This is a genomic window from Streptomyces hamibioticus (assembly GCF_047946815.1).
Lineage (GTDB): Bacteria > Actinomycetota > Actinomycetes > Streptomycetales > Streptomycetaceae > Streptomyces.
The window spans coordinates 6002502-6027518 of the sequence record NZ_JBKKQY010000001.1 but is presented as its reverse complement, the minus strand read 5'-3'; the positions used below and the strand labels follow the sequence as shown (position 1 = coordinate 6027518).

Sequence of the window (25017 nt, the reverse complement as noted above, 5' to 3'; positions counted from 1 at the left end):
CGTCCCACGGGGGCTTCACGCCGCCAGCGACCCGGGCATCACCGCCCTCGGGCCGAACTTCGCCCGCGCGCGGTCCGCGACCTCCTCGATACGGCGGGTCTTCTCGTCCACGGGGTCGAAGGTGAGCTGGTGGGAGGCCTGCTCGGCGGCGGCGAGCCCCTCGGCGCGCAGGGCGAGCGAGCGGACCCGGGCACGCTGGAGGCCGAGCGCCTCGTACATGCCGTACGCGGCCCGGGTGAGCGCCGCCGAGTGGGCGGTCGGTTCCGGGAGGGTGCGCGTACGGGTCGTGGCGGAGCGGTCGGCGTAGCGGACGGTGAGGGTGAGGGTGCGGCAGATCTTGTCCACGGCGCGCAGCCGGGCGCCCAGTTCCTCGGCGGCCGACAGCAGGGCGCGGCGGTGGCGGTCGGGGTCCAGTTCGTCGCGGGTGAAGGGGCGTTCGGTGGCGAGGGACCTGGAGACGCCGTTGGGCACCACCCGGCCCCGGTCGACGCCGTTCGCCTTCTCGTGCAGCTCGCGGCCCGCCTTCGCGCCGACCAGGCGCTGGAGCGTGGACAGCGGGGCGGCGGCGACCCGGCCGAGGGTGTCCAGGCCGTACTCGCACAGGGTGCGGGCGGTGGCGGTGCCGACGCCGGGCAGCGCGGCCACCGGCTTGCCGGCGAGGAATTCCCGCACCGCGTCCTCCGGCACCGCGCGGGTCAGCCCCGGCCGGGCCTCCTGGAGCGCCACGCGGGCCAGCATCGGGCCCGGCCCGGCGCCGATCGCGCAGTCGACGCCGTGCAGCGCGAGGGCGCGGACCCGGATCACCGAGGCCAGCTCCACGGCGCTGCGCCCGAAGTACCGCTCGGCGCCCCGCAGATCGGCCAGCGCGCCGTCCGGCGGCAGGGCCTCGACGACCGGCGTGAACTCCTCCAGCAACCCGAGCAGCCCCGGCAGGGCCGCCTCGTACATCGGCGGCAGCTGGAAACGTACGCAGAGAATGGTCATCCCGCACTCCCCGGACTCTGGTGCCACAACTTCCTTCCCGCCGCGGGCCCTTCGCCCGCGGGGCGCAGATCGGCCCAGGGGTGCATCTCGTACCCCGTGGGCAGGCGGATCGTCCGCTGCTCCGCCGGGTCCCGGCCCGCGGAGCCCGCCGGGGCCGGCCGCCCGTCCGAACCGGCGAGCCGCCGACGGGCCGCGCCGTCCTCGGGGGCGTCGCCCCGGGAGCCGCCGGTTCCGGCCAGCCGGGCCGCGACGCCCTCCAGCCCCTCCTCCCGGCGCACCTCCAGCAGCTCCGCGAGGTTCCAGGCGGCGGCGCCCACCACGCTGAGGCTGCGCGGGCCGCGGCGCTGCACCACCCCACGCACCAGCAGCAGCCAGGAGTGGAAGACGGTGTGGGCGCAGGCGTCGTGGGAATCGTCGAAGAAGGCGAGGTCGACCAGGCCGGTGCCGTCGTCCAGGGTGGAGAAGATGACCCGCCGGCCGGACCGGATCGGCGGCGTCTGGGTGGCCGCCTTGGCGCCCGCGACCAGGACCGTCTCGCCGTGCCGCACCGAGCGCAGCCGGCGTGCCGAGACCACGCCCAGCTCGTCGAGGAACCTGCGGTGGTCGTCCATCAGATTGCGCGAGGCGTCCATGGACAGCACGCCCAGCTCGGCGCTGAGCTTCTCCGCGGAGCTGAGGTCGGGCAGCCCGGCGGGGGCCGTCTTCCGCCCGCCGGACAGGGGGAGCTGGTCGCCGCGCCCACCGCGGGCGCCCCGGTGCAGCTCGGTCAGGTGCAGTTGCAGGTCGCGGCGGTTGGCGCCGAACGCGTCCAGCGCGCCGACCTGGGCGAGCCGGCCAGCCAGCGGCCTGCTGGGCCGGGCCCGTTCCCAGAAGTCGAGCAGGGAGGCGTAGGGCTGCCCCTCGGCGATCCGCGCCGCCTCGGCCTCGCTGATGCCGTGCACGTCCGAGAGGGCCAGCCGGAGACCCCACGCCGGCGGCCGGCGCGACCCCGATTCAGACACCAGTTCGATCCTGTGTGCGACCCCCGACTTGTTCACGTCCAGCGGCAGGATCGGCACCCCGCGCCGCCGCGCGTCCGCCAGCAGCAGCCGCTTGGGGTACATCCCGGGGTCGTGGGTGAGCAACCCCGCGTAGAAGGCGGCCGGGTGATGGGCCTTCAGCCACGCCGACTGGTACGTCGGGACGGCGAAGGCGACCGCGTGCGCCTTGCAGAAGCCGTAACTGCCGAAGGCCTCGACGATCTCCCAGGTCCGCTGAATCGTCTCCGCGTCGTACCCGTTCGCCGTCGCGTGCTGGGCGAACCACACCTTGATCCGCCCCTGCGACTCCGGGTCGGACAGCCCGCGCCGCACCCGGTCGGCCTCGCCGCGCCCGCAGCCGGTCATGATGTCGACGATGTCAATGATCTGCTCGTGGAAGACGACGACCCCGTAGGTGCCCCGCAGCGGCTCTTCCAGGTCGGGGTGGGGAAAGCGCACCGGCGCCCGTCCGTGCCGGGCCTCGATGAAGGGCCGCACCATGTCGGCGGCGACCGGCCCGGGGCGGAAGAGGGAGATGTCGACCACGAGGTCGTGGAAGGTGCTCGGCTGGAGCCGGCCGACCAGGTCCCGCTGGCCCGGCGACTCGATCTGGAAGCAGCCCAGCGTCTCGGTGGAGCGGATCAGCCCGTACGTCGCCGGGTCGCCGTCCGGCACCGCGTCCAGGTCGATCCGCTCCCCCGTCGCCCGCTCCACCTCGGCGACCGCGTGCGCCATCGCCGACTGCATCCGCACGCCCAGCACGTCCAGCTTGAGCAGCCCGAGGTCCTCGACGTCGTCCTTGTCGAACTGCGCCATCGGCAGCCCCTCGCCGCTGGTCGGCACGACCGGCGTACGGGAGAGCAGGGAGGCGTCGGACAGCAGGACGCCGCAGGGGTGCATGGCGACCCCGCGCGGGAGGGCGTCGAGCGCCTCGACCAGCTCCCACAGCTTTCCGTACCGCTCCCGCTCCCCGGCCAGCTCCTTCAGCTCGGGCAGCTCGTCCAGGGCCGCGCGGGCGTCGCGGGCGCGGATGTGCGGGAAGGACTTGGCGATCCGGTCGATGTCGGCCGGGTCCATGGACAGCGCGGCGCCGACGTCGCGGATCGCGTGGCGCACCCGGTACGTCTCCGGCATCGCGACCGTCGCCACCCGCTCGGCGCCGAACCGGTCGATGATCGCGCGGTAGACCTCCAGGCGGCGCGCGGACTCCACGTCGATGTCGATGTCGGGCAGCACGACCCGCTCCTTGGACAGGAACCGCTCCATCAGCAGCCCGTGTTGGACCGGATCGGCGTGCGCGATGCCGAGGAGGTGGTTGACGAGGGAACCGGCGCCGGAGCCGCGGGCGGCCACCCGGATGCCCATGCGCCGCACGTCGTCCACGACCTGGGCGACGGTGAGGAAGTAGGAGGCGAAGCCGTGGTGGGCGATGATGTCCAGCTCGTGGTGGGCCCGTTCCCAGTACGCGCGCCGCCGGTCGTACCCGCGCAGCACCATGCCCGCCGCCACCCGGGAGGCGAGCGCCCGCTGGGCGGTGCGCCGGCCGGCGCCCACCAGGTGCGGCTCGGGGAAGTGGACGGTACCGATGCCGAGGTCGTCCTCGGGGTCGACCAGGCATTCGGCGGCCGTCGCCCGCGTCTGCTCCAGCAGGCGGTGCGCCGCGTCGCGCCGGAAGCCCGCGGCCTCCACGATCCGCTCGGCGGCGTCCTCCATCGCGCCGGCGCCCTTCAGCCAGGCCTCCCCGGAGTCCAGCTCCTTGCTCGCGCCGATCGGGACCAGGCGGCGCGCGGCGTCCAGCACGTCGGCGACCGGGCCCTGACCGGGGTCGGCGTACCGGACGGCGTTGGTCAGCACGGGCCGCACACCCTGCTCGGCGGCGAAGCCGACGGTCCGGGCGGCCAGCCGCAGCGAGCCGGGACCGGTGCCCGTGCGGCCGTGCCAGACGGCCTCCAGGCGCAGGGCGTCGCCGTAGACCTCCCGCCAGGGGGCGAGGAGCTTCGCCGCGCGGTCGGGGCGGCCCGCGGCGAGGGCGCGGCCGACGTCGGAGCCGGGGCCGAGCAGGACGGTCAGGCCGTCGGCGACGGGGACTCCCCCGTCCGGGCGGGTCCGGGAATGGGGGGTGTCCGGGTGGACCCGGGGGTGGGCGGGGTCCGGGTGGGCCCAGGGGTGGGCGAGGTCGGCCCAGGGCAGCAGCGGGGTGTCCGCCGCGGTCCGCGCGTCGGCGTGCGCGGCGGACACCAGCCGGCACAGCTCGGCCCAGCCGCGGGCACCGTCGCGGGCGAGGAAGGTGACGCGCTGCGCCGACTCGTCGACGAAGGCGCCGCCGCGCACGGGGGCGCGGCGCCGGTCCCGTCGTACGGACGTCTCCGAGCGCTCGGGTCCGGACGCGGGCGGCGCCACCGCCAGCTCCGCGCCGAACAGCGGGCGGACGCCCGCCTTCGCGCAGGCCTTGGCGAAGCGGACCGCGCCCGCGAGGGTGTCGCGGTCGGTGAGGGCGAGGGCGTCCATGCCCCGCTCCGCGGCGCGCTCGGCCAGCCGCTCCGGGTGGGAGGCCCCGTACCGCAGGGAGAAGCCGGAGACGGTGTGCAGATGCGTGAAACCCGGCACACGCACCTCCCGCACTCGTGAGCTCCCGACGTCAGGCCGACGCTCTTTCGAACGTCTGTTCCCAGCTACCTCACCCCCACCATAGACCAATTTTCGAAAGCGTGTGCGACATCCGTTCGGCCCCACCCCACCTGCGCAAACGCCCGGCGCCCAGGACCGTGGGGGCATGACACAGACCACCCCCGCCGGACCTCCGCGCAGCCCCCGCGGCTCGTTCCTCGGTGAGGTGAAAGACGCCGTCACCCCACGGGCCACGCTGCTGGTGCTCGGTGTGATCGCGCTCCAGCTGCTGTTCATCGCCTCCTACGTCGGAGCGCTGCACGACCCGAAGCCCAAGGACGTGCCCTTCGGGGTCGTCGCACCCCCGGCCGCGACCGGGCAGACGGTGGCCCGGCTGGAGCGGCTGCCCGGCTCACCGCTGGACCCGCGCGCGGTCGCCGACGAGGCGACCGCCCGGCAACAGATCATGGACCGCGAGATCGACGGCGCCCTGGTCGTGAACCCGGGCGGCGGCAGGGACACGCTCCTGGTCGCCTCCGGCGGCGGCACCGTCCTCGCCTCCACCCTGGAGAGCCTCGTCACCCGCCTGGAGCAGGCCGAGGGACGCACGCTGCGGACGGTCGACGTGGCCCCGGCCTCGCCGCAGGACTTCGACGGGCTGTCGTCCTTCTACCTCGTCGTCGGCTGGTGCGTCGGCGGCTACCTGTGCGCCTCGATCCTGGCGATCAGCACCGGGGCCCGGCCCGCCAATCCGCGCCGCGCGTCGATCCGGCTGATCGCGATGGCGCTGGTGTCGGTCGTCGGCGGCCTCGGCGGCGCGGTGATCATCGGGCCGATCCTGGGCGCCCTGCCCGGCAGCGTGGCGGCGCTGTGGGGGCTCGGCGCGCTGACCACCTTCGCGGTCGGCGCCGCCACGCTCGCGCTCCAGGGCGTCTTCGGGGTCGTCGGCATCGGGCTGGCGATCCTGCTCGTGGTGATCGCGGGCAACCCGAGCGCGGGCGGCGCCTTCCCGCTGCCGATGCTGCCGCCGTTCTGGGAGGCGATCGGCCCGGCGCTGCCGCCGGGCGCGGGCACCTGGGCGGCACGCTCGATCGCGTACTTCGAGGGCAACGCCCTGACCGGCCCGCTGCTGGTGCTGTCGGCGTGGGCGGCGGGCGGCGTCCTGGTCACGATGCTGGCGGCGGGGCTGCGCCGCCGACGGCAGGACGAGGAGCTGCCCACCCAGGTGGCCTGACACGCGGAAGTCCCGCCCTCGCGCGCGGGGCGGGACTTCACGTGGTGCGTGGGGGGATCAGCCGATCTGCGTCCCGGTGGCCGACAGGGCCTCCGTCACCGACTGGAAGAAGGTCTCCCCGCCGGAGGTGCAGTCGCCGCTGCCGCCGGAGGTGAGGCCGACCGCCTTGTCGCCCGAGAAGAGCGCGCCGCCGCTGTCACCGGGCTCGGCGCAGACGTCGGTCTGGATCAGGCCGTCGACGATGTCGCCGTTGCCGTAGTTCACGGTGGCGTCCAGGCCGGTGACCTTGCCGGAGTGCACCTGGGTGGTGGAGCCGCTGCGGGTCACCTCCATGCCGACGGCGGCCTCGGCCGCGCCCGAGATGGCCTGCGTGGAGCCGTTGTAGAGGTTGACCTCGCTCGGGTGGGCCACGTCGGCGGTGTACTTCACCAGGCCGTAGTCGTCGCCCGGGAAGCTGGAGGCCGCGTTCTCGCCGATCGCGCTGCCGGAGGAGTCCGACCAGGTGGAGATGCCCTCCGTGCAGTGCCCGGCGGTGAGGAAGTGCGGCTCGCCGCCCTTGGTCACGTTGAAGCCGAGCGAGCAGCGCCCGCCGTTGCCCGTGATGGCGTCGCCGCCCGCGATGAAGGGCTTGTACTCGCCCTCGGTGCGCTTCAGTTCCGCCTTGGCGCCCAGGCCCTCGACCACCTTGGTGAGCTTGGCCCACTCGGCCTTCGACACCGTGCGGTCCGCGGTGACGACGACCTTGTTGGCGGTCGGGTCGGTGACCCAGGAGGTGCCCGGGATGGTCGCGTCCTGCTTGAGGGTGGTGCGCGCGCTCCTCAGCTCGGCGAGCGAGTTCTCGACGACTCTCGCCTTGGCGCCGGCCTCCTCGACGGCCTGCGCGGCGGCCTCGTCGAGCACGTTCACCACGAGACTCTTGGCCTCGGCGTCGTAGTACGCGCCCGCCGTGCCGGCGCCCAGGTCCTCGACGAGGGCGGAAGCGAGCTCTCCGGCCGCCGCGACCGACAGGGTCCGGGGCGCGGGGGTCGTGGGCTCGCTGGCGTTCGCACTCTGGAAGGTGACTCCCGCGGCGACCAGTGCGGTGATGCCCGCACCTGCCACGGCTGCCCGCCGCTTGGGTATGCGTCGGTGCTTCAACTCACGTCCTCCTGTGGGGGGTCGGTCCGGGAGGCTGTGGGGGCCTCGGGGACCGGAAGGCTGGTTGACGAGCGTTTACTCTCCTTAACCCGCCAGTAGCACACAAGGCCGACTTGAAGACGTGCGCACGACAACTCCAAGGCGCGCACACCGCCTTCACCATTCACCCGGCACTCCTGCCCCGCAGTCGCGAGCGCGCTCGTACCCCAGGCGCAAACGCCGCACCCGCACAGAAGGGAGCCCCCGCACGGTGGTTGCGTGCGGGGGCGGAGGTGGTGCTGCCGGCCGCGTCCGGCGTCCGGCCGGGCGGACGCCTAGTAGACGCTGACGCCGTAGGCGCTCAGGGCCTCGGTGACGGGCTGGAAGAAGGTCGTGCCGCCGGTGCGGCAGTTGCCGCTGCCGCCGGAGGTCAGACCGTAGGCGGTGCCGTTGCTGCCGTAGAGCGGGCCGCCGGAGTCGCCGGGCTCGGCACAGACGTTGGTCTGGATCATGCCGTAGACGACATCGCCGCCGCCGTAGTTGACGGTGGCGTTGAGGGCGGTGACCCGGCCGCTGTGGGTGCCGGTGGTCGAGCCGTCGCGGATGACGGTGGTGCCCACGCTCGGCGTGGCCGCGCGCGTGATGTCCACGCCGTTGGCGGTGCCGGGCTTGCTGATGGACGAGTTGGTGTACCGGACGATGCCGTAGTCGTTGCCCGGGAAGCTGGACCCGGAGGTCGAGCCGAGGACCGTGGTACGGCCGGAGTTGGCGTACCAGGTGCCCGCGCCGTCGGTGCAGTGGCCGGCGGTCAGGAAGTACTGGGTGCCGTTGCTGCTGCGGACGTTGAAGCCGAGGGAGCAGCGCCAGCTGCTCGCGTAGATGGCGTCACCGCCCTGGATCAGCTTGGTGAACTTGCCGGGGGTGCGCTTGATGGTGAGCGCGTCGGCGTTGTTGCCGGCCTGCTTCTTGATCTTGGCGATCTCGGCCTGGGAGACGGTGCTGTCGACGGTGACCAGCACCCGGCCGGACTTGCTGTCGACGGCCCAGGCGGTGCCCGGGACGTCGGCCTTCAGCACCGCGCCGCTCGCGCTCTTGAGTTCGGCGGAGCTGAAGGTGGCGGGAGTGTCGGACGCGTTCGCGTTGGGGACCGCGATCGCGGCGGCGGCCACGAGGCCGGCGGATACGGCGGTCAGCCGAGTCCGTCTCGAGATGCCGCTGCGGGGGGTGGTGCGCTTGATCCTCACTTTTCGTTCCTCCACAGGGGAAGTCGGGGGCCCTTTCGTGGGGTTGCGGGCCCGTGAGGCGCAGCCAGGCAAACACCGGGTGTCCGGATTTCGTACACGCCGTGCCCCTGACAAGCGCTGAGGGGGAGTATTCGGCCGAACGGACGGTCGGCGCAAGGGTGCCTTTCGGCCGTCAAGCTTTGAACGATCTGTGGGGGTTCGGCCGGACGTCGCGCGGCAGACGCCGCTTTCGCAGCAGGCCCCTGGAGCAGCTTCCGCTCCCCCGCCGCGACGGCGACGTCCAGCGTGTTCCCCGGGGGCGGGAAGGGACAGACGAAGTGGTCGGCGAACGCGCACGGCGGCAGCAGCGCGCGGTTGAAATCGACCGTCGTACGGCCGTCGGCGTCCGGCGCGGCCGGGCGCAGGAACCGGAAGCCGTAACTGCCGTCGCCGCTGGTGGCGTCGGCGAACACGGCCCACAGCGAGCCGTCCTCCTCGACCGTCACCTGGAGCGTCAGCTCCCGCCCGGCCAGAGTGAAGGCCGGCTCACCGCCCAGCCCGAGCCCGCGCTCGCGCCCGTCGGCGCTGGGCACCCGCACCTCACGCCGCCCGGCGTCGTACGGGGTGAAGCGCCCCGGCACCGACCAGCGCGGATCGTACGGCGTGGCCTCGATGCCGCGGAACGTCCGCCGGGCCTCGGCGGCGGGGTCGAAGTCGCGCACGCCCCAGACACCCTCCCGGACCAGCACGACCAGACGCCGTTCGCCGTACTCCCCCGCTCCCGGCGTCGCTCGGGTGGAGGGACCCCGACCCGGGCCGCGCTCGCCGGTCCCGGGTCGGCCGCGAGCCGCACCGCACCGTCGAGGGGGCGTCCGTCGACCGTCAGCCCGTCCGCCGCGGCGGCCGTGAGCAGTACCGCGTCACCGTCCGCACGCCAGTTCCCGGGGATGTCCGGAAGTCGACCGTCCGGATTGTCCTCCGGCCAGTGGGTGCCGGTCAGCGCGAGCGGCCCGTAGGGCGCCGACACCGTGGCGACGCGCTGCTCGTGCCATCGCCGCCAGGAGCCGGATGCGCCGGCCGCGTCGTCCGTCGTCGTCATGGGGCCACCCTTCCACGGTCCGGCGGCAGCGGGGTGCCGGGACCGGTCTGAGTCCCCGTCAACACCGATACGCGAACGCTGAGCTGCGGCATCGTCTCGGCCCGCCCGTTCACCCGGACGCCCCGCACATCACCCGTACGCCGAGAAGAATCATATTTCACTCACAGTCAGCAGCCGTTTGGGAAACGACCCTTGGGACACACGGACTCTCGACGGATTCGCTGTGCACCAGTACCGTCACAAACCCCCCGCGCGGCGTCTATCCACTTGGCGCGACGTCCGCATCATGGATGACCATAGGGATGCGGAAAGAACGAAAGACCGCTGTGAGAGGAGGCGTCCATGGGATCGGTACGCAAGGCGAGTGCGTGGCTCGGCCTCGTCGACGACAACGAAGACGAGCGCTACTACGACGACGACTACTCCGAGGGCACCGGCTCCGGGGACGCCTGGGTCACGGACCCGCGGGTGAAGGTGGCCGCGGACGTCGCCGAGGAGAGAGGCCGTCGCATCGGCACGGTCACCCCGGACAGTTTCCGGGACGCGCGTGCCATCGGCGAGCTGTTCCGGGACGGGGTCCCGGTCATCATGAACCTCACGGCCATGGAGCCCGCCGACGCCAAGCGCGTGGTGGACTTCGCGGCCGGACTGATCTTCGGTCTGCGCGGTTCGATCGAGCGCGTGTCCAACCGCGTGTTCCTGCTGAGCCCGTCCGACACCCAGATCATCAGCGGCGAGCCGGCCGCGCACCGCTCGGACGGCTTCTTCAACCAGAGCTGAGGCAGGGCCGCGCGACCGCCGGCCCTGCCCCTCGTCCCTCTTCCGGCCTCTTCCGGCCTCATCCCGCCTCTTCCGGCCTTCCGGCCTTCCGGGCCTTCTTCCGGCCTCTTCTGGTCTCTTCTGGTCTTCTCCCGGTCCTCTTCCGACCGTCTTCCAGTCCGCTTTCGCGGCTTACCGGAAGGCGTCGATTCCGGTGAGCGCCTTGCCCAGCACGAGCTGGTGCATCTCGACGGTGCCCTCGTAGGTGAGCACCGATTCCAGGTTCGTCGCGTGCCGCATCACGGGGTATTCGAGGGAGATCCCGTTGGCCCCGAGAATGGTCCGGGCCGTACGGCAGATCCCGATCGCCTCCCGTACGTTGTTGAGCTTGCCGAAGCTGACCTGCTCGGGACGCAGGCGGCCGGCGTCCATACGCCGCCCGAGGTGATGGGCGAGCAGAATCCCCTTGTGCAGTTCGACCGCCATGTCGGCGAGCTTGGCCTGCGTCAGCTGGAATCCGCCGATGGGCCGCCCGAACTGCTCCCGCGACTTCGCGTACTCCACGGCCGCGTCGAAACAGCTCCGAGCAGCCCCCATGGCACCCCAGACGATCCCGTACCGCGCGTGCGAGAGGCAGCTGAGCGGACCGCGCAGCCCGGTGACCTCCGGCAGGACGGCGTCGGCGGGCAGTCGTACGTCGTCGAGGACCAGCTCGCTGGTGACACTGGCCCGCAGGGACCACTTGTGCTTGATCTCGGGTGCGGAGAAGCCGGCCGTGTCGGTCGGTACGACGAATCCGCGGATGCCGTCATCGGTCTGCGCCCACACGACGGCGACGCCGGCCACCGACCCGTTGGTGATCCACATCTTGCGCCCGTTGAGCACCCAGTCGGACCCGTCGCGCTTGGCGTGGGTCCGCATCGAGGCCGGGTCGGAGCCGTGGTCGGGCTCGGTGAGCCCGAAGCAGCCGATGACCTCACCGGCGGCCATACGGGGGAGCCAGGTCTGCTTCTGCTCCTCGCTCCCGAAGCGGTGGACGGCGTACATGGCGAGGGAGCCCTGGACGGAGACGAGGGAGCGGATGCCGGAGTCGGCGGCCTCCAGCTCCAGGCAGGCGAGGCCGTACTGCACGGCGCTGGCGCCGGCGCAGCCATAACCGTCGAGCGACATGCCCAGCGCCCCGATCCCGCCCAGCTCGCGCGCGAGCTCGCGGATGCCGGGCAGCTCCCCCTGCTCGTACCACTCGGCCACGTGGGGCAGCACGCGTTCGGCGGCCCAGGAGCGGACGGTGTCCCGGACGGCCAGGTCCTCGGGTTCGAGCAGGTCGTCGAGGCCGAGGGGGTCGGCGGGGTCGAAGGCGGGGGGCTTCGAGGACGAGGCCATGTCATATCCTCCCGGAACTCGTTAACTAGCACCGCTAGCTAAAGCACTCGTGCCGACGTTACGGCGCCGGTACATCCCCCGTCCACTCTCCCTGTGCGTCCCTCGCCCACCCACGCGCCGTCCGCTCACCAGCCAGTAGGGCGGTGAGCCCGATGCCTGACGGGGGCCGCGGCCGCCGGCGAGAGCGCACCCCCACGGGCGACGTTCGGCTGCCGATCGGCGGTGAACGGATGGCGCGTGGGTGGGCGACGCCCCCGCGGTCACACCGATACGCGGGACTCCACCGCGTCCCTGGGCGCCGGCACACTCACCGCCTCGCACTGCATCCCCCGCGGCAACCGCAGCGCCATCACCGCCCCCAGCACCAACAACCCCGCGCTCACCAGCAGCGTCACATGCAGCCCGTGCACGAACGAATCCCGAGCCGCCTCCCGCAGAGCGGCCCCCACCGGCCCGCCGAGCTGCGCAGCGACCTCGTACGCCTCGCCCAGCGAATGCGCCGCCGAGGCCGACGCCGACGCCGGCACCCCGGGAACCCCCGCCAGCCCGGGCGCGTACGCCGCGTTCATCACGCTCCCCAGCAGCGCGATCCCGATCCCGGCCCCGAGCTGGTACGACGTCTCGCCGATCGCCGCCGCCCCGCCCGCCTGCTCCGGCGGCGCCTCGCTCAGCATCGACTCGTACGCCCCGAACAGCGTCGTCTCCAGCCCGAACCCGAGCAGCACGAAACCGGTGAGCAGCAGCGCGCAGTTGTCGTCCCGCCCCATCGCCGTCAGCAGCACCACGGCCCCCGCCGTCAGGCAGAACCCCGCGCACACCATCCGCCGCGGCCCGAACCGCCGGAGCATCCGCGCCCCCGCCAGCCCGGCCGCCATCGCCGCGAAGGTCAGCGGCAGCAGCCGCAGCCCGGTCTCCAGCGGGGACAGCCCCAGCACCAGTTGCAGGTACTGCGCCGCGATCAGCTCCAGACCCACCAGCGCGAGCATCGCCAGCACGATGCACCCGACGGACGTGCTGAACGCGGCCCGCCGGAACATCTGCAGGTCGACCAGCGGATGCCGGCGCCGCCGCTGGCGCCGTACGAACGCCACCAACAGCCCCGCGCCCACCACCAGCGGCACCACCGTCAGCACGCTCGCCACCGGCTCCCCGCCGCCGAGCCGCTTCACCCCCAGCACCATCCCGAAGAGCCCGGCCGCCGCCATCAGCGCGCCGACCACGTCCCAGGGGCCCTGGCCGTCCCCCTTCGACTCGGGCAGCAGCAGCCGTCCCACCGGCAGACTGACCAGCATCAGCGGGATGTTCACCAGGAACACCGAGCCCCACCAGAAGTGCTCCAGCAGGAAGCCGCCCACCAGCGGCCCGACCGCCGCGCCCACCGCCGCCACCGCGCTCCAGACGCCGATGGCGAGCGCCCGCTCCCGCCGGTCCGGGAAGACCTGCCGCAGGATGGACAGCGTCGCGGGCATGATCATCGCGCCGCCGACGCCGAGCAGTGCCCGGGCCACGATGAGGACCTGCGCGCTGTCGGCCACGGCGGCCAGCGCGGACGCGACGCCGAAGAGGGCGTACCCCAGAAGGAGGATCCGTCTGCGGCCCACCCGGTCACCGAGCGTGCCGAACAGGATCAGCAGCGAGGCGCAGACGAGCGGGTAGACGTCGACGATCCAGAGCAGTTCTATCGCGCCGGGCCTGAGGTCCTCGGTGACGGCGGGCACCGCCACGTGCAGCACGGTGGCGTCGACGGCGACCAGCAGCAGGCTGACGCAGAGGACGACGAGCACCACCCAGCGGTTGGCACCGGCCCCGGCCGCCCGACGGCGCAGCCCGACGGCAGCCGTGGTCGTCCCGGACATGTACGTACCTCCCAGATGTCCCCTCGCGTCCGGCGGGGCTGTGCGGGGTGGGGACTCCCCGCGGCTCGCCCGGAGCGGAGCGGTGGTCTCCGGGCCGCGCAGCGCAACGCGAGTGACTCGTCAGCGTACGCGAGTCCGGGCGCCGCTCGCGTGGCGGACCTCTCACCGGTTGCGCGTAACGCATGTGGCGTACGCCACTGCGCTCGTCCGCTGCGCCGGCCCGGCCGACCTGCCGGTTCCGGAGGCCGCCGGTGATCGGGCCCGTGACCGATGCCGATAATCGGGTCCGTGACCGATCTTGACATGCGGGTGACGGCCGATCGCTTCCCGGCCCTGCGCCGGGCCGCCCCGGCGCTCCTGGGCTACACGGCCGTACGCGCCCTGGGCCTGATCGCCCTGGCCCTGTGGAGCGCCGCACGCGACAAGAGCGCGTACACGCTGCTGACCGCCCGCTGGGACGCGCTCTGGTACACGAGGGTGGCCGAGCTGGGCTACGGCTACGAGGTGCGGCTGCCGGGCGGGGACGTGCACTCCAGTCTCGCGTTCTTCCCGCTGCTGCCCGGGCTGGAGTGGCTCGGTGCGGCGGTGTCGCCGCTGTCGTACGCCGACGCCGGCTTCGTGGTCGCCCTGCTCGCCTCGCTCGCCGCGGCCTGGGGGATCTTCGCCGTGGCGGAGCACGCGTACGGCGTCCGGGCGGGCGTCTGCGCCGTGCTGCTGTGGGCCGTCCTGCCGGTCGGGATCGTGCAGTCGATGGCGTACAGCGAGTCGCTGTTCACGGCGCTGGCGGCCTGGTCGCTGTACGCGGTCCTCACCGGCCGCTGGGTGACGGCGGGGACGCTGGCCCTGCTTGCGGGACTGACCCGCCCGGTCGGTCTCGCGGTGGTGGCCGCGGTGTGGGCGGCCGGGACCGCGGCGTTCGTGCGCGACCGCGGCGGGGCCCCGGTCCCCGGCGAGCGCGTGCGGCGCGTCGTCGGCATGCTGCTCGCCCCCCTGGGCGCCGCCGGGTACGTGCTGTGGGTCGGGCACCGCACGGGCCGGGGGCCACTCGGCTACCTCGACGTACAGGCCGGCTGGCGCAACGGGTTCGACGGCGGGTACGCCTTCGCCCGCTTCGTCGCCGGGAAGTTCACGTCGTTCCCGTCCGCCCTGGCGGGGGCGGGCCTGGTCGTCGGCGTCGTGCTGGTGATCCGGCTGTACGTCGCCTGCGTACGGCAGCGCCAGCCGCTCGCGCTGCTGGTGTACGCGGGGGTCGTCACCGCGCTCGCCCTGTGCGCATCGAGCTACTTCGGCTCCAAGCCGCGGCTGCTGCTGCCCGCCTTCCCCCTGTTGCTGCCCCTCGCCGTGGCGCTCGCGCGGCTGCGGACTCCCAGGTCGACGCTGGTGGCGGGCGGTGCGGCGATGGCGTCGGCGATCTACGGGGCGTTCTGGCTGAACGGCTCCGGTCCGCCCTGACCGACCGGGGCCCCCGGTGAGCGGCAGGGAAATTCCGCACCAGTATTCGATGAACGAATTCATAAGGGCCGATAAAACCGCCACCCGGAATGATCAGAATAAATGCAGGTCACTCTCGGCCCGCATTGCGGAATCCCGGGAAATGGTTCCGCCCTGAGAGGAATCCCACATCACATCGTCATCACAAAGCCGTTGATTCGTCCGGGATCGCTCCTCACTCGCTGTAACGTCGATTGGGTGCGTACCGAACGGAACCTCACCCGTCTGGAGCGGGTGTTCGCAAGACTGGACCGGGAACCCGAACGCCCGGTCCTGCTCGATGTGCCGAAGATGAGCCGGCACAGGATTGCGTTGTTCGCCGGCACCCTCGCGTTCTATGTGGCGATCGTGTGGGCCGTGCTGATCACCTCCTGGCTGGTCCGGCTCGACTGGCAGGTCATGTTCTTCCGGCCCTACCAGCAGTGGCCGGAGCTCCACGCCTTCGTGGACTACTACGTGGTGCTGGGCCAGCGCGGCCCCACCGCCGTGATGGTCGCCGCGTGGCTGGGCTGGCGCTCCTGGCGCCAGCACACGCTGCGACCCCTGCTCGCGCTGGCCGTCTCACTGCTGCTGCTGAACGTCACGGTGGGTGCCGCCAAGATCGGCATGGGCCGCCTCGGACCGCACTACGCGACCACGATCGGCTCGAACGAGATGTGGGCCGGCGGCGATATATTTCCGAGCGGTCACACCGCCAACGCCGTGGTGACCTGGGGCATCCTGGCATACCTGGCCTCCACTCCCCGGGCCCGCCGCTGGCTGTCCGCCCTGTCCGCGGTCGTCTCGCTCGGCGTCGGGATGTCCACGGTCTACATCGGTACGCACTGGCTGAGCGACGTGCTCCTCGGCTGGGTCGCGGGCCTGCTGATCCTGCTGGCGCTGCCGTGGTTCGAGCCGCTGATCGCCCGCTCCGAGGCCTGGATCCTGGCCCTGCGCGACCGCTGGTCGGCCCGCCTGCGCCGTCCGGCGCCGGGCAACCGGCCGGTCAGCACCCCGGTGGTGCTCACGCCGCCGCCCTCCGACCCGGCAAAGACCCCGGCGTGCGAGCCGGTCTCGGCGGCCTGCCCCAGGACGCCGGCCTATCTGGCCCCGGGGCCGCACACGACCCGCGCGGAGCGCACGCCGGTCACCCCGGCCGGCAGCCGCCGTCCGCAGCACTCCGACCGCCACCCGCGCAACTCCGCCCCCACCGCCCGGCACGGCACGACCGGCTGACCCGCCGCTCGGCGCGGGACCCGGTACGCACAGCCCGCCCCGCGCACGCCACGACGGCCCCGGCTTCCGTGCGGAAGCCGGGGCCGTCGCCGTGTGCCGGTTCGTGTGCCGGTTCGTGTGGTCCGGACCCTGGTGTCAGCCCTTCCAGGCCCGGACCACGCGGCCGTCCTTCACCTCGAAGTTCAGCCGGCCCACGCGGTACTCCATGGTGATGATCGCTCCCGGCGGCAGGGCCCGCACCGTCGACCAGCCCCGCTCTCGCGCGCGCCGTTCGGCCGCGTCGGAGTCGAGGCCGACGTATGTGTCCGGGCTGTCCTGGGGTTCGGATGAGGGTGTCGGAATCGGCGCCATACCGCCACGCTATGCGCTGCTCCGCGGCCGGGGAAGCCCAGGGGTAACGGCAGGGCGCGGACATCCCTCTCGTCACACTTCTGTCACAGACGCGCGACAGGCGTTTTGCTGGGACTCCGTCACACGGACGGGCGGTTCCGCGCGCCTTCCCCGGCCGTTCCCCGGGCGTCGGAGGGAAATTCCCCAGCGGCGTGACGGCCTTTCGAATGGCCGGGCGAAAGGGCCGCGCAAAACGCCGAGGACGGCATTACCGACCCGGCCCGGGCGAAAGTTCCGGATACTGGTGGGTTCACAGGAAAAACACACTTGGACCACACCGTCTCCATGCCCCGTCACGGCGCCGGCGGCTCGGCCCGGGCCAGCGCGCGGGCCAGCCGGTCACGCGCCGTCCTGATCGCCCCGGTCAGCTCGGCCGGCTCCACCACCTCGAACTCGAGGCCCAGCATCATCACGTGCAGGACCATGAGGTCCAGGCTCGCGGCGCCGGTGCGCAGCAGGCAGCTGTCCGGGCCCTCGGCCTCCAGCACTCCCGAGGAGGGCGAGACCCGTTCCGCGGCCTCCTCCAGGGGCACCAGCAGCCGGACGACGGCGTGCTCGGCGTACACCCGCGTGGAGACGCCCCGGGAGACGTAGGCGGCCAGGTCCTCGGCGGGCGGTTCGCGCGGGGTGAACCGCGGGCCGTGCGGTGGCATGGGCGTGACGCGGTCCACCCGGAACGTGCGCCAGTCCGCGCGGTCGAGGTCGAAGGCGACGAGGTACCAGCGCCGTTCGGTGCACACCAGGCGGTACGGCTCGACCGTGCGCCGGGAATCCGTTCCGCCGTGCCCGCGGTACGTGAAACGCAGCCGTTCGGCGTCCCGGCACAGATGGGCCAGTTCGGTGAGGACGGCCGGGTCGACGGCGGAGGACTGCACCCCGCGCAGCATCGGCACCGTGAAGGCGTTGAGCGCGCCGACCCGGCGACGCAGCCGGTGCGGAAGCACCTGCTCCAGCTTGGCCAGGGCCCGGACGGAGGTCTCCCCGATGCCTTCGATGCCCTGCCCGGCGGCCGTGCGCAGCCCGACCGCCACGGCGACGGCCTCGTCGTCGTCGAGCAGCAGCGGCGGCAGCTCGGCGCCGACGCCCAGCTGGTAGCCGCCGCCGGTGCCGGGGCTGGCGTTGACCGGGTAGCCCAGCTCGCGCAGCCGGTCCACGTCCCGGCGGACGGTGCGCGGGGAGACGCCCAGGCGGTCGGCCAGATCGTTGCCGGACCACTCGCGGTGGGCCTGGAGGAGGGAGAGCAGGCGCAGGAGTCGTGCCGAGGTCTCGAGCATGGGCCGAGTCTGCCAGCGGTCGCGGACAGCCACTGTCCGCAAGTCGGGCGCCCGCCCTGGAAGCACGGCAACGGCTCCCCGGTCTCCCCGCGCCGGTCACGGTCCCGCGCGTGCCAGCGGCCCGGCGCGCGCAGGACGGTGACCGTCCGACAGTTCTCCTGCTCCTCCTGCTCCTCTGGCGGCTCAGTGGGCTCCCAGGGCTCCTCAGGAGCCCGGCGCGGTGACCGACACGGAGAGGTCGTTGTCCCGCGTGTAGTACGGCCCGGCCTCCACGGGGCCGGCGGGCGTCTCCACGCGCGCGGAGGGAAAGGTGAACACCGGCTGCTTGTCGGCGACGTCGTCCAGCAGCCGCGCGACCCGGACCCGCGGCCCGCCCGCCCCGGCCGGCCTGAGCCACAGTTCCCAGACGCCCGGCGCCAGCTCGCCGTAGGGCACGGTGAGGCGGAACTCCGCCCGCTCCCCGGCCACGGCGACCCGGCGTACGCCGCCCGCGCCCGCGCCGGGCCGGCCGTGCAGCTCGGCGTGGGCGCCGGGGACGAGCTGGGTGCCGTACACCCGGCCCCGTACGGTCAGCCCGGTGTCGCCCGCCCGCAGTTCGACGGCCTCGGCGTGCGGGGCGCGCAGCCAGCTGCGGACGGTGAGGTTGCCCTGCCGGGTGGCGTAGGGGATGCGGACGGCGACATGGCCGAGGAAGCCGCTGGGGGTACGGGCCGCGAGGGAGCGCAGGTCGGTGACGCCGGGCACCAGGCGGCGCGGCTCGTCGTCGGCCACGCTCGCGTAGGCGTCCCAGCGGCCCTCGGGCAGGGCGACGGTGCTGGGCAGCGCGGCGCGCAGCCGGCCCTCGGCGGCGGGGGCCAGCGGCAGACTGACCTCGTCGTCGCCGTCGCGGCGGCGCAGCAGCAGATGCGCCACGCCGCCCTCTCCGGGGGCGGCGACGTCGAAGGTCAGCCCGCCCGCGGAGTCGGCGATGCAGTCGGCGCGCAGCGGTGCGGCCTGCCGGGCCGGCGACGTCATGCGGTGCTGTTCCTCCCTGGGCTGTTTCGTCGTCCGATGAGACCGGGAACGCGGTCTTCTGGTTGCCTTCATGCTGGTTGCGAAGCGGTCACGGTGCATAGGACGGGGATCACGCTGTACCCGACGGGGGCACGGCGGCGTCGGCCGGCGGTCATGGCGCATAGGCCAGCAGGGGGACGTCGAAGCAGGTGCGGTCCATGTCGCCCTGGCTGATCCAGCCGCGCCCGTCCTTCCACCGGGCCACCGACAGACAGGTCCTGCGGTGCTCCGGCGGCTCGGGCAGGCGCGCGAAGTCCACCGGGAGCAGCAGGCCGCCGGCGGTGTAGCCGTCGCTGCGGTTCATGTAGGCGTCGACGCACGCGCGCGTGACGCCCGTCTTCGCGCAGGAGCGGGCCGCGTCCGTGAACCAGCGGGCGGCGGCCCAGCCCTCCAGCTGCCACTGGGAGTGGGTCTCCAGGTCCTCGGTGGCCTCCCGGAACTCCCGTACGGCCGGATGTCCGGTGTCGTCGAAGTTGCGGCTCGCTCCGGTGGCCCACAGGGCGTTGCGGCAGCGCGGGGCGTCCCGGTGGTCCTCGGCGACCGCGGAGGTCCAGTTCTGCACGTTGGTGACCTTGGCGAGGACGTCCGCACCGACCTGGTCCATGGCCGCGCACAGCCGGGCGTTGCCGTGCCGGTCGATGGCGTCGAACACCAGGTCGACGCCCTGTTCCTTCAGATCGGCGGCGACGGCCCGGAAGTTCGGCAGCGCGAAGTCGACCTGCTCGGTCACCACCTCGTAGCCCTCGGCCTTCAGGCCCCGCTCGACGAGCCGGGCGTAGGCCGCGGACGCGGACTGGTTGTAGGAGACGACGGCGGCGGTGCGGGCACCGTGCTCGCGCTTGAAGTAGCGGTAGACCTCGGTGCCGCCGTACAGCTTCCCGTCCCAGCCGGGCGTGCCCCGGCGCGGCGCCAGACTGCCGTAGATGCCGTACAGGTGCGGCCAGGTGTCGTAGGCGGGCCCGATGGGCTGGCCGCCGATGTCCGGCACGCGCGCGCGGGAGACGCGGGAGGCACCCGCGTAGTCGAGGGCGGTGGTGGCGACCAGGGCGACCACCTTCCGTTCGTCGATCAGTTCGTGCACGCACTCCTGGTTGCCGATGCCGCTGCCCCCGTCGTCGCACAGGTGCACCTCGACGCGGCGGCCGTCGACGCCCCCGCGCGCGTTGAGCCGGTCGAACCAGGCCCGCGCGCCGTCGCGGGGGCCCGTGAAGGCATCGCCGCCCACCGGGCTGGTGGCGCTGGTGATGACGCCGACGTGGATCGGCCCGGCGCCGGTGCGGGCGGGCGCGGGCGAGCGGTCGTCGCGCTCGAAGGCGCTCTCGGGCAGACGACTGCCGCAGGCCGCGCTCAGGGCGAGCAGCAGCACCGCGGCAGCGGCCTCAGCAACCCGGGATCGGCGACGCCGACCCATTGCCGCTCATCTGCACCAGCGCACACAGCGTCTTTGCGGACACCTTCCAGGTGCCGTCCTGTTCGACGGCGGTGCCGGAGGCGTCGGGCAGGGCGGTGGAGCCCTGGAGGGCCAGGGAGTACGTCACCTTCGCCTCGGTCGGCGAGGTGAACTCGACCCGGGACACCTCGGCCTCGACCTGCCCGGCGCGTTCGTCGCCGCCGAAGGCCTGGAGCACGGGTGCCATCCGGTCGCCGTTCTCCAGCACGGCCTGCTTGTCCTCCACCGGGGTGTCCGGGTCGAAGAACTTCTCCCAGTTCTCCTCGATCTCGCGCTCCGCCGCGGCCCGGTCCGCGGGCGCGCTGGCCGGTGCGCTGGTCGTGGTCCGCTCGCCGGGCGGGGTCGGGGGCGGGCTGCCGCCTCCGCCGCCGTCGTCGTCGCCGCACGCCGCGAGGGCCGGGGCGAGGAACAGAGCCAGGGCCGCGGCCAGCGCCGTACCCCGCCCCGCGCTGCCCCGCCCGGGGAAGTTGCCGAGAACCATGTGGCTCACCACCGGATGTCGGTCCGGGCCATGAGCGCCCGGTGCTTTCAGGGTCGGCTTCCAGAAGGCATAGTGCAAGCCATCGGCGAGCTTGGACAGAGTGGGACAGAGGCAGTCACCGGGAGCCGGCGGCAGCCTCGGGCGGCCGGAGGGAGCCAGCGATGCGGACAGCCCGGCGGCGGTTGGCGCGTCCCGTCCTGCGGACCGCGCATCCCGTCCTGTGGGCCGGCTGGGCCGCGCTCGCGGCGGGCGCCGTGCTGTGCGTCCTGGGCTGGTACGGCGTCTCCGGCGAGCGGTTCGCCGAGCGGCAGCTGCCCTACCTCGCCTCCTGCACCGTGCCCGGCGCCGCGCTGATCGTCGCCGGGGCGGTGCTGCTGGCCCACGGCCGCACCACGATCGCCGCCGCGCGCGTGGAGGAGCTGTACGGCCTGCTGGTGGAGACCGAGCCCGCCGGCGCCGACGCCTCGGGCCGGGCGCCGGGCGCGCCGGTCGCGGTCAGCGGGGAGCTGCGCACGGTGCCGGGCGGCACGCTGTTCCATCGCGCGGACTGCCCGCTGGTCGCCGGGAAGCCGGAAGCTGTGCCGGTGGACGCGGAGCGTTCGGCGAGCGGCGAGCTGGACCCCTGCCCGATCTGCGAGCCCGGCGGCGACCCCGGCTGATGGCGTCGCTGACGTACGACCTCACCCTGGCCGGGTTGTCGGTCGGCAGCGCCGCCGCGCTCACCGGGATCGGCCTGATCGTGACCTACCGGGCCACGGGTGTGCTCAACTTCGCGCACGGCGCGATCGCCATGGTGTGCGCCTACGCACTGCGCCAGTGCGTGGTCGAGTGGGGCTGGCCGCTGTGGCCGGCCGCCGCGCTGACGCTGCTGGTGCTGGCGCCGGGCATCGGCCTGGTCCTGGAGCGGTTCGTCTTCCGGCCGCTGGCGGTGCTCGGCGGTGACCCGGCGCAGACGCTGGTGGCCTCCCTCGGGGTGTTCGTGCTGCTGGTGGGCGGGGCGGCGCTGCTGTGGGGACAGGGCGCCCGGGCCGACGCGCCGGAGCTGCTCGCGCGCGAGCCGTGGGCCCAGCTCGCGGTGGTGCTGGTGCTGGCCGCCGCGGTCGGGGCGGTGAGCCGCTTCGGCAGGTTCGGGCAGGAGTTGCGGGCGGTGGTCGACGACCGGCGGCTCGCCGTGCTCGGCGGCATCGACGCGGACCGGGTCGCCGCGGCGGGCTGGGCGTTCGGCTCGTTCACGGCGGGTCTGACGGGCGTGCTGCTGGCGCCGTACGTGCGACTGGACCCGTACGGGCTGCCGCTGCTGGTGACGGAGGTGGTGGCGGTCGCGGTGGCCGCGCGGATGCGCAGTCTGCCGGTGGCGGTGCTGGTGGCGCTCGGCATCGGGGTGGCGCAGAGCCAGCTGACGCGGCTGCACCCGGCCGGCTGGGGCGAGCCGCTGGTGCAGGCGCTGGGGGCGAACCTGTTCGTGGTGGCGCTGCTGGTCGCGGCACTGGTGCTGCCCGGCGTCGGCACGCGCGACGCGCTGCCGCGCCCGGCCACCGCGCGTGTGCCGACCCCGCCGGGCGCGTGGCTGGTCGCCGTCGTGCTGTTCCTGCTGCCGCTCGGCTTCGCGGGCCGGGATCTGCACACGGCGGTGCAGGTGCCGGCGCTGGCCGTGGTGCTGCTGTCGCTGGTGGTGGTCACCGGCCGGGGCGGCCAGATCTCGCTGGGCCAGGCGGCGTACGCGGGCCTCGGCGCCCTCTTCACGGCTCTGCTGGCGGCGGGCCGCTTCCCGGGCCTGCCGCGGCTCCCGGAGCTGGCGGCGCTCGCGGTGGCGGTCGCCCTGGTGGCTCCGCTCGGCCTGCTCACCGGCTGGCCCGCGATCGGCCGCCGGGGACTGGCGCTGGCGCTCGCGACGTTCGCGGTCGGCGTCGGGGTGAGCCGGTTCGTCTTCGCCCAGCCGTACGCCACCGCGGGCCTGTCCCTCGGCCGCCCGGCCGGCTTCGCCGGCGACCGCGCCTACTACGTCCTCGAACTGGCCCTCCTCGCGCTCGCCCTGCTGGTGACGGCGGCACTGCGCCGGGGCCGCACCGGCCGCGCCCTGGCGGCCATGCGGGACCACGAGTCGGGTGCCTCGGCGGCGGGCGTCCCGGTGCCCGCGCTGAAGCTCCTGGCGTTCGTCGCGGGCGCCGCGCTGGCCGGGCTCGGCGGCGCCATGCTCGGCATGGGGCTGCGCGCCTTCGACCCGGCGGCGTACGACCCCGTCCGCGGTCTGCTCTGGTTCGCCGCGGTCGTGGTCCTCGGCGCCGACAGCACCCTGGGCGCCCTGCTCGCCGCGGCCCTGCTGGTCGGCCTCGACGCGGGGGCGCGGGGCGGGGTGGCGGCGGCCCTGATCGGTGTCCTGGCCGTGTCGCTCGGCCGGTTCCCGGGCGGCCCGTACGAGGCCCTGCGCACGGCGGCGGAACGCCTGCGGCCACGACGCCGGGCGGCTCTGACGCCGCTGGGGGCGCGGGTGCGCGGGCGGATCCGTCCGGAGCGGAACCACCGCGCGGGCCGGCCTGTTCCGGCGGGCCTGACGGCCGCAGGAGGAGGATCCGCGGGCGACCGGCCCCGGCGGCGGGTTGGCGGGCCGAGGGACGTGGGGGCTCGGCCCTCGCGTGGTGCCGACGGGGCCGGCACGGGAGTGGGGACCAGCACAGGGACAGGGACCAGCACAGGGACAGGGACCAGCACAGGGACAGGGACCAGCACAGGGACAGGGACCGGCACAGGAACAGGGACCGGCACAGGAACAGGGACCGGCACAGGGACAGGGGCCGGCACAGGAACCGGCACGGAGCCGGGAGCCGACAGGGACACGGCGGCGGACGCGAAGCCCCCGACCGCCCGACGCACCGGGGCCCGTACCGTCCCGGACGCGCCGGCCACCGCCGCGCCCCGGACCGCCGGGGACGCCGAAGCCCCGGCCGGCCGGGACGACGGCCATGGCGGGGGGCCGCGCGGCGGCGCGCGCCCGGCCCGCCGCCCCGGCCCCGCGCTGCTCACGGCCCGGGGCCTCCACGTCCGCTACGGCCGCTTCACCGCGCTCGACGGCGTCGGTCTGGACGTCCCGCGGGGACGGATCACCGCGGTGGTCGGGCCCAACGGGGCCGGGAAGAGCACGCTGTTCCACTGCCTGGCGGGCACGCTGCGGCCCGCGCGCGGGGAGGTCCGGCTCGGCGGGCGGGACGTCACGCGGCTGCCCGCCCACGCCCGCACCCGGCTCGGCATCGGCCGGACGTTCCAGCAGCCGGCCGTCTTCCCGACGCTCACCGTGGCCGACAACGTCCGCGTCGGCGCCGAGCAGGGGCGTGCCACCGACCCGGACGCCGTGGAGCGCACGCTCCGGCTGCTCGGCCTGGACGGGCCGGCCCGGGCACTGCCCGCCGCCGGGCTGCCCACCGGGACGCTGCGCCGTGTGGAGCTGGCCCGCGCCCTCGCGGGCGGCCCGCGCGCCTTGCTGCTCGACGAGCCGGCCGCCGGGCTCGACAGCGCCGAGGTGGCCGCGCTGGCCCGGGTGCTGCGGGCGCTGGCCGCCGACGGCACCGCCCTACTGGTCGTCGAGCACGACCTCGACCTGGTCGCCGACCTCGCCGACGTGGTGCACGTGATGACGGCCGGCCGCATCACCGCCTCCGGCCCGCCCGAGGACGTTCTCGACGCGATGTCCCAAGGGGCAGGCCCGTGACCGCCCTCGCCCTGCGTCACGCGCGCGTGCGCTACGGCCCGGTGGAGGCCCTGCACGGCGTCAGCTTCACCGCGCCCGGCCCGGGTCTCACCGTCCTGCTCGGCCGCAACGGCTCGGGACGGACGACCGCCCTGCGCGCCCTGGCCGGCATCGTTCCGCTGTCCGGCGGGGCGGTGGAGTGGGACGGCGCCGACGTCACGCGCGTACCGGCGTACGAGCGGGCCCGGCGGGGACTGTGCCTGGTGCCGGAGCGGCGGGCGGTGTTCGCCTCCCTCACCGTGCGGGAGAACCTCGAACTCACCGCGGCCGACCCCGGCCCCGCGCTCGACGCCTATCCGCAGCTCGCGGCCCTGCTCGCGCGCCGGGCCGGCACCCTCTCCGGCGGCGAACAGCGAATGCTGGCGCTGTCGAGGGCACTGCTGGCACGCGCGCGCGTGGTGCTCGTCGACGAGCCCGCGCAGGGCCTGTCGCCCGCGGTCGCGGCCCGCACCTACGAGCTGCTGGGCTCCCTGGACGCGTGCGTGGTGGTCGCCGAGCAGCGGCTGCCGCCCGGCCTGCACCGCCGGACCGTCCTGGTCCACGAACTGCGCCGCGGCACGGTGGTGTTCAGCGGCGAGGCGGCCGAACTGCGGCGGCGGTGAGGCGCCGCGGGCCCCGCCCGGCCGGTGGGGACCGGACGG

Annotated in this window: 18 protein-coding genes and 1 pseudogene; 7 read left to right on the top strand and 12 right to left on the bottom strand. The window is 74.2% G+C overall.

The window, feature by feature from the left end; translation table 11 throughout:
• Window positions 1–15 precede the first annotated feature (15 nt).
• Entirely contained in the window at window positions 16–984 is a 969-nt protein-coding gene (locus tag ACLGIH_RS27320; RefSeq protein WP_416527938.1) for a DNA polymerase Y family protein, read from the bottom strand.
• Window positions 981–4610 carry a DNA polymerase III subunit alpha gene (locus ACLGIH_RS27315; RefSeq protein ID WP_416527937.1) on the bottom strand — a complete coding sequence of 1210 codons (3630 nt, stop codon included), beginning with the start codon at window positions 4608–4610 and terminating at the stop codon, window positions 981–983. Before ACLGIH_RS27315 ends, ACLGIH_RS27320 begins: the two co-directional genes overlap by 4 nt.
• A 166-nt stretch (window positions 4611–4776) precedes the next feature.
• Between ACLGIH_RS27315 and ACLGIH_RS27310 the strand changes: the two genes are divergently transcribed.
• Entirely contained in the window at window positions 4777–5844 is a 1068-nt protein-coding gene (locus ACLGIH_RS27310; RefSeq protein ID WP_416527936.1) for a DUF3533 domain-containing protein, read from the top strand.
• Window positions 5845–5901: 57 nt separating this feature from the next.
• Here ACLGIH_RS27310 and ACLGIH_RS27305 read toward each other — a convergent pair whose 3' ends face one another.
• From ACLGIH_RS27305 to ACLGIH_RS27295, 3 genes and pseudogenes are all read right to left on the bottom strand, one after another.
• Window positions 5902–6981 (bottom strand): S1 family peptidase, encoded by a 1080-nt coding sequence (locus tag ACLGIH_RS27305; RefSeq protein WP_416527935.1) that lies wholly within the window; start codon window positions 6979–6981, stop codon window positions 5902–5904.
• Window positions 6982–7295: 314 nt separating this feature from the next.
• On the bottom strand, window positions 7296–8204 hold the full coding sequence (locus ACLGIH_RS27300) for a S1 family peptidase (RefSeq protein WP_416527934.1): 909 nt from the start codon (window positions 8202–8204) through the stop codon (window positions 7296–7298).
• A gap of 248 nt (window positions 8205–8452) precedes the next feature.
• A pseudogene (locus tag ACLGIH_RS27295) lies at window positions 8453–9282 on the bottom strand (DUF1684 domain-containing protein); the annotation flags it as partial.
• Between the two features lie 342 nt (window positions 9283–9624).
• Between ACLGIH_RS27295 and ACLGIH_RS27290 the strand changes: the two are divergent.
• Window positions 9625–10062 carry a cell division protein SepF gene (locus ACLGIH_RS27290; RefSeq protein ID WP_416527933.1) on the top strand — a complete coding sequence of 146 codons (438 nt, stop codon included), beginning with the start codon at window positions 9625–9627 and terminating at the stop codon, window positions 10060–10062.
• Window positions 10063–10233: 171 nt separating this feature from the next.
• Here ACLGIH_RS27290 and ACLGIH_RS27285 read toward each other — a convergent pair whose 3' ends face one another.
• Together ACLGIH_RS27285 and ACLGIH_RS27280 are read right to left on the bottom strand one after the other, a co-directional pair.
• Complete coding sequence (locus ACLGIH_RS27285) at window positions 10234–11424, bottom strand: acyl-CoA dehydrogenase family protein (RefSeq protein ID WP_416527932.1); 1191 nt, start codon at window positions 11422–11424, stop codon at window positions 10234–10236.
• 260 nt (window positions 11425–11684) lie between these two features.
• Entirely contained in the window at window positions 11685–13280 is a 1596-nt protein-coding gene (locus ACLGIH_RS27280) for an MFS transporter (RefSeq protein WP_416527931.1), read from the bottom strand.
• A gap of 288 nt (window positions 13281–13568) precedes the next feature.
• Here ACLGIH_RS27280 and ACLGIH_RS27275 point away from each other — a divergent pair, with 288 nt between their 5' ends.
• Window positions 13569–14732: a hypothetical protein gene (locus ACLGIH_RS27275; RefSeq protein ID WP_416527930.1), complete on the top strand. Its 1164-nt coding sequence runs from the start codon at window positions 13569–13571 to the stop codon at window positions 14730–14732.
• A gap of 237 nt (window positions 14733–14969) precedes the next feature.
• A complete protein-coding gene (locus tag ACLGIH_RS27270; RefSeq protein WP_416527929.1) occupies window positions 14970–15986 on the top strand; it encodes a phosphatase PAP2 family protein in 1017 nt (338 codons plus the stop codon).
• Between the two features lie 135 nt (window positions 15987–16121).
• Here the strand turns inward: ACLGIH_RS27270 and ACLGIH_RS27265 are convergent, their stop codons facing one another.
• The 5 genes from ACLGIH_RS27265 to ACLGIH_RS27245 form a co-directional block, all read right to left on the bottom strand.
• Window positions 16122–16337, bottom strand: a complete 216-nt coding sequence (locus ACLGIH_RS27265; RefSeq protein WP_416527928.1) for an I78 family peptidase inhibitor — start codon at window positions 16335–16337, stop codon at window positions 16122–16124.
• A gap of 332 nt (window positions 16338–16669) precedes the next feature.
• A complete protein-coding gene (locus ACLGIH_RS27260; protein ID WP_416527927.1) occupies window positions 16670–17650 on the bottom strand; it encodes a helix-turn-helix transcriptional regulator in 981 nt (326 codons plus the stop codon).
• A gap of 204 nt (window positions 17651–17854) precedes the next feature.
• Window positions 17855–18664, bottom strand: coding sequence for a hypothetical protein (locus ACLGIH_RS27255; protein ID WP_416527926.1), 810 nt, complete (start codon window positions 18662–18664; stop codon window positions 17855–17857).
• 151 nt (window positions 18665–18815) lie between these two features.
• Window positions 18816–20114 (bottom strand): ABC transporter substrate-binding protein, encoded by a 1299-nt coding sequence (locus ACLGIH_RS27250; protein ID WP_416527925.1) that lies wholly within the window; start codon window positions 20112–20114, stop codon window positions 18816–18818.
• A complete protein-coding gene (locus ACLGIH_RS27245) occupies window positions 20083–20634 on the bottom strand; it encodes an MTB12 C-terminal domain-containing protein (RefSeq protein ID WP_416529489.1) in 552 nt (183 codons plus the stop codon). Before ACLGIH_RS27245 ends, ACLGIH_RS27250 begins: the two co-directional genes overlap by 32 nt.
• Window positions 20635–20795: 161 nt before the next feature.
• On the opposite strand from ACLGIH_RS27245, the gene ACLGIH_RS27240 reads away from it, so the two are divergent.
• Genes ACLGIH_RS27240 through ACLGIH_RS27230 form a run of 3 tightly spaced genes read left to right on the top strand, consistent with a single transcriptional unit; the run spans window position 20796 to window position 24978 of the window.
• On the top strand, window positions 20796–21293 hold the full coding sequence (locus ACLGIH_RS27240; protein WP_416527924.1) for a hypothetical protein: 498 nt from the start codon (window positions 20796–20798) through the stop codon (window positions 21291–21293).
• Window positions 21293–24337 carry an ABC transporter permease subunit gene (locus ACLGIH_RS27235; RefSeq protein WP_416527923.1) on the top strand — a complete coding sequence of 1015 codons (3045 nt, stop codon included), beginning with the start codon at window positions 21293–21295 and terminating at the stop codon, window positions 24335–24337. Before ACLGIH_RS27240 ends, ACLGIH_RS27235 begins: the two co-directional genes overlap by 1 nt.
• Complete coding sequence (locus ACLGIH_RS27230; RefSeq protein ID WP_416527922.1) at window positions 24334–24978, top strand: ABC transporter ATP-binding protein; 645 nt, start codon at window positions 24334–24336, stop codon at window positions 24976–24978. Before ACLGIH_RS27235 ends, ACLGIH_RS27230 begins: the two co-directional genes overlap by 4 nt.
• Window positions 24979–25017 lie beyond the last annotated feature (39 nt).

Bases quoted from the DNA above. Each gene is read 5' to 3' on its own strand.
- ACLGIH_RS27320 (WP_416527938.1), bottom strand. From the start codon at position 984: ATGACCATTCTCTGCGTACGTTTCCAGCTGCCGCCGATGTACGAGGCG.
- ACLGIH_RS27310 (WP_416527936.1), top strand. From the start codon at position 4,777: ATGACACAGACCACCCCCGCCGGACCTCCGCGCAGCCCCCGCGGCTCG.
- ACLGIH_RS27290 (WP_416527933.1), top strand. From the start codon at position 9,625: ATGGGATCGGTACGCAAGGCGAGTGCGTGGCTCGGCCTCGTCGACGAC.
- ACLGIH_RS27285 (WP_416527932.1), bottom strand. From the start codon at position 11,424: ATGGCCTCGTCCTCGAAGCCCCCCGCCTTCGACCCCGCCGACCCCCTC.
- ACLGIH_RS27280 (WP_416527931.1), bottom strand. From the start codon at position 13,280: ATGTCCGGGACGACCACGGCTGCCGTCGGGCTGCGCCGTCGGGCGGCC.
- ACLGIH_RS27265 (WP_416527928.1), bottom strand. From the start codon at position 16,337: ATGGCGCCGATTCCGACACCCTCATCCGAACCCCAGGACAGCCCGGAC.
- ACLGIH_RS27260 (WP_416527927.1), bottom strand. From the start codon at position 17,650: ATGCTCGAGACCTCGGCACGACTCCTGCGCCTGCTCTCCCTCCTCCAG.
- ACLGIH_RS27255 (WP_416527926.1), bottom strand. From the start codon at position 18,664: ATGACGTCGCCGGCCCGGCAGGCCGCACCGCTGCGCGCCGACTGCATC.
- ACLGIH_RS27250 (WP_416527925.1), bottom strand. From the start codon at position 20,114: ATGGGTCGGCGTCGCCGATCCCGGGTTGCTGAGGCCGCTGCCGCGGTG.
- ACLGIH_RS27245 (WP_416529489.1), bottom strand. From the start codon at position 20,634: ATGGTTCTCGGCAACTTCCCCGGGCGGGGCAGCGCGGGGCGGGGTACG.
- ACLGIH_RS27240 (WP_416527924.1), top strand. From the start codon at position 20,796: ATGCGGACAGCCCGGCGGCGGTTGGCGCGTCCCGTCCTGCGGACCGCG.
- ACLGIH_RS27235 (WP_416527923.1), top strand. From the start codon at position 21,293: ATGGCGTCGCTGACGTACGACCTCACCCTGGCCGGGTTGTCGGTCGGC.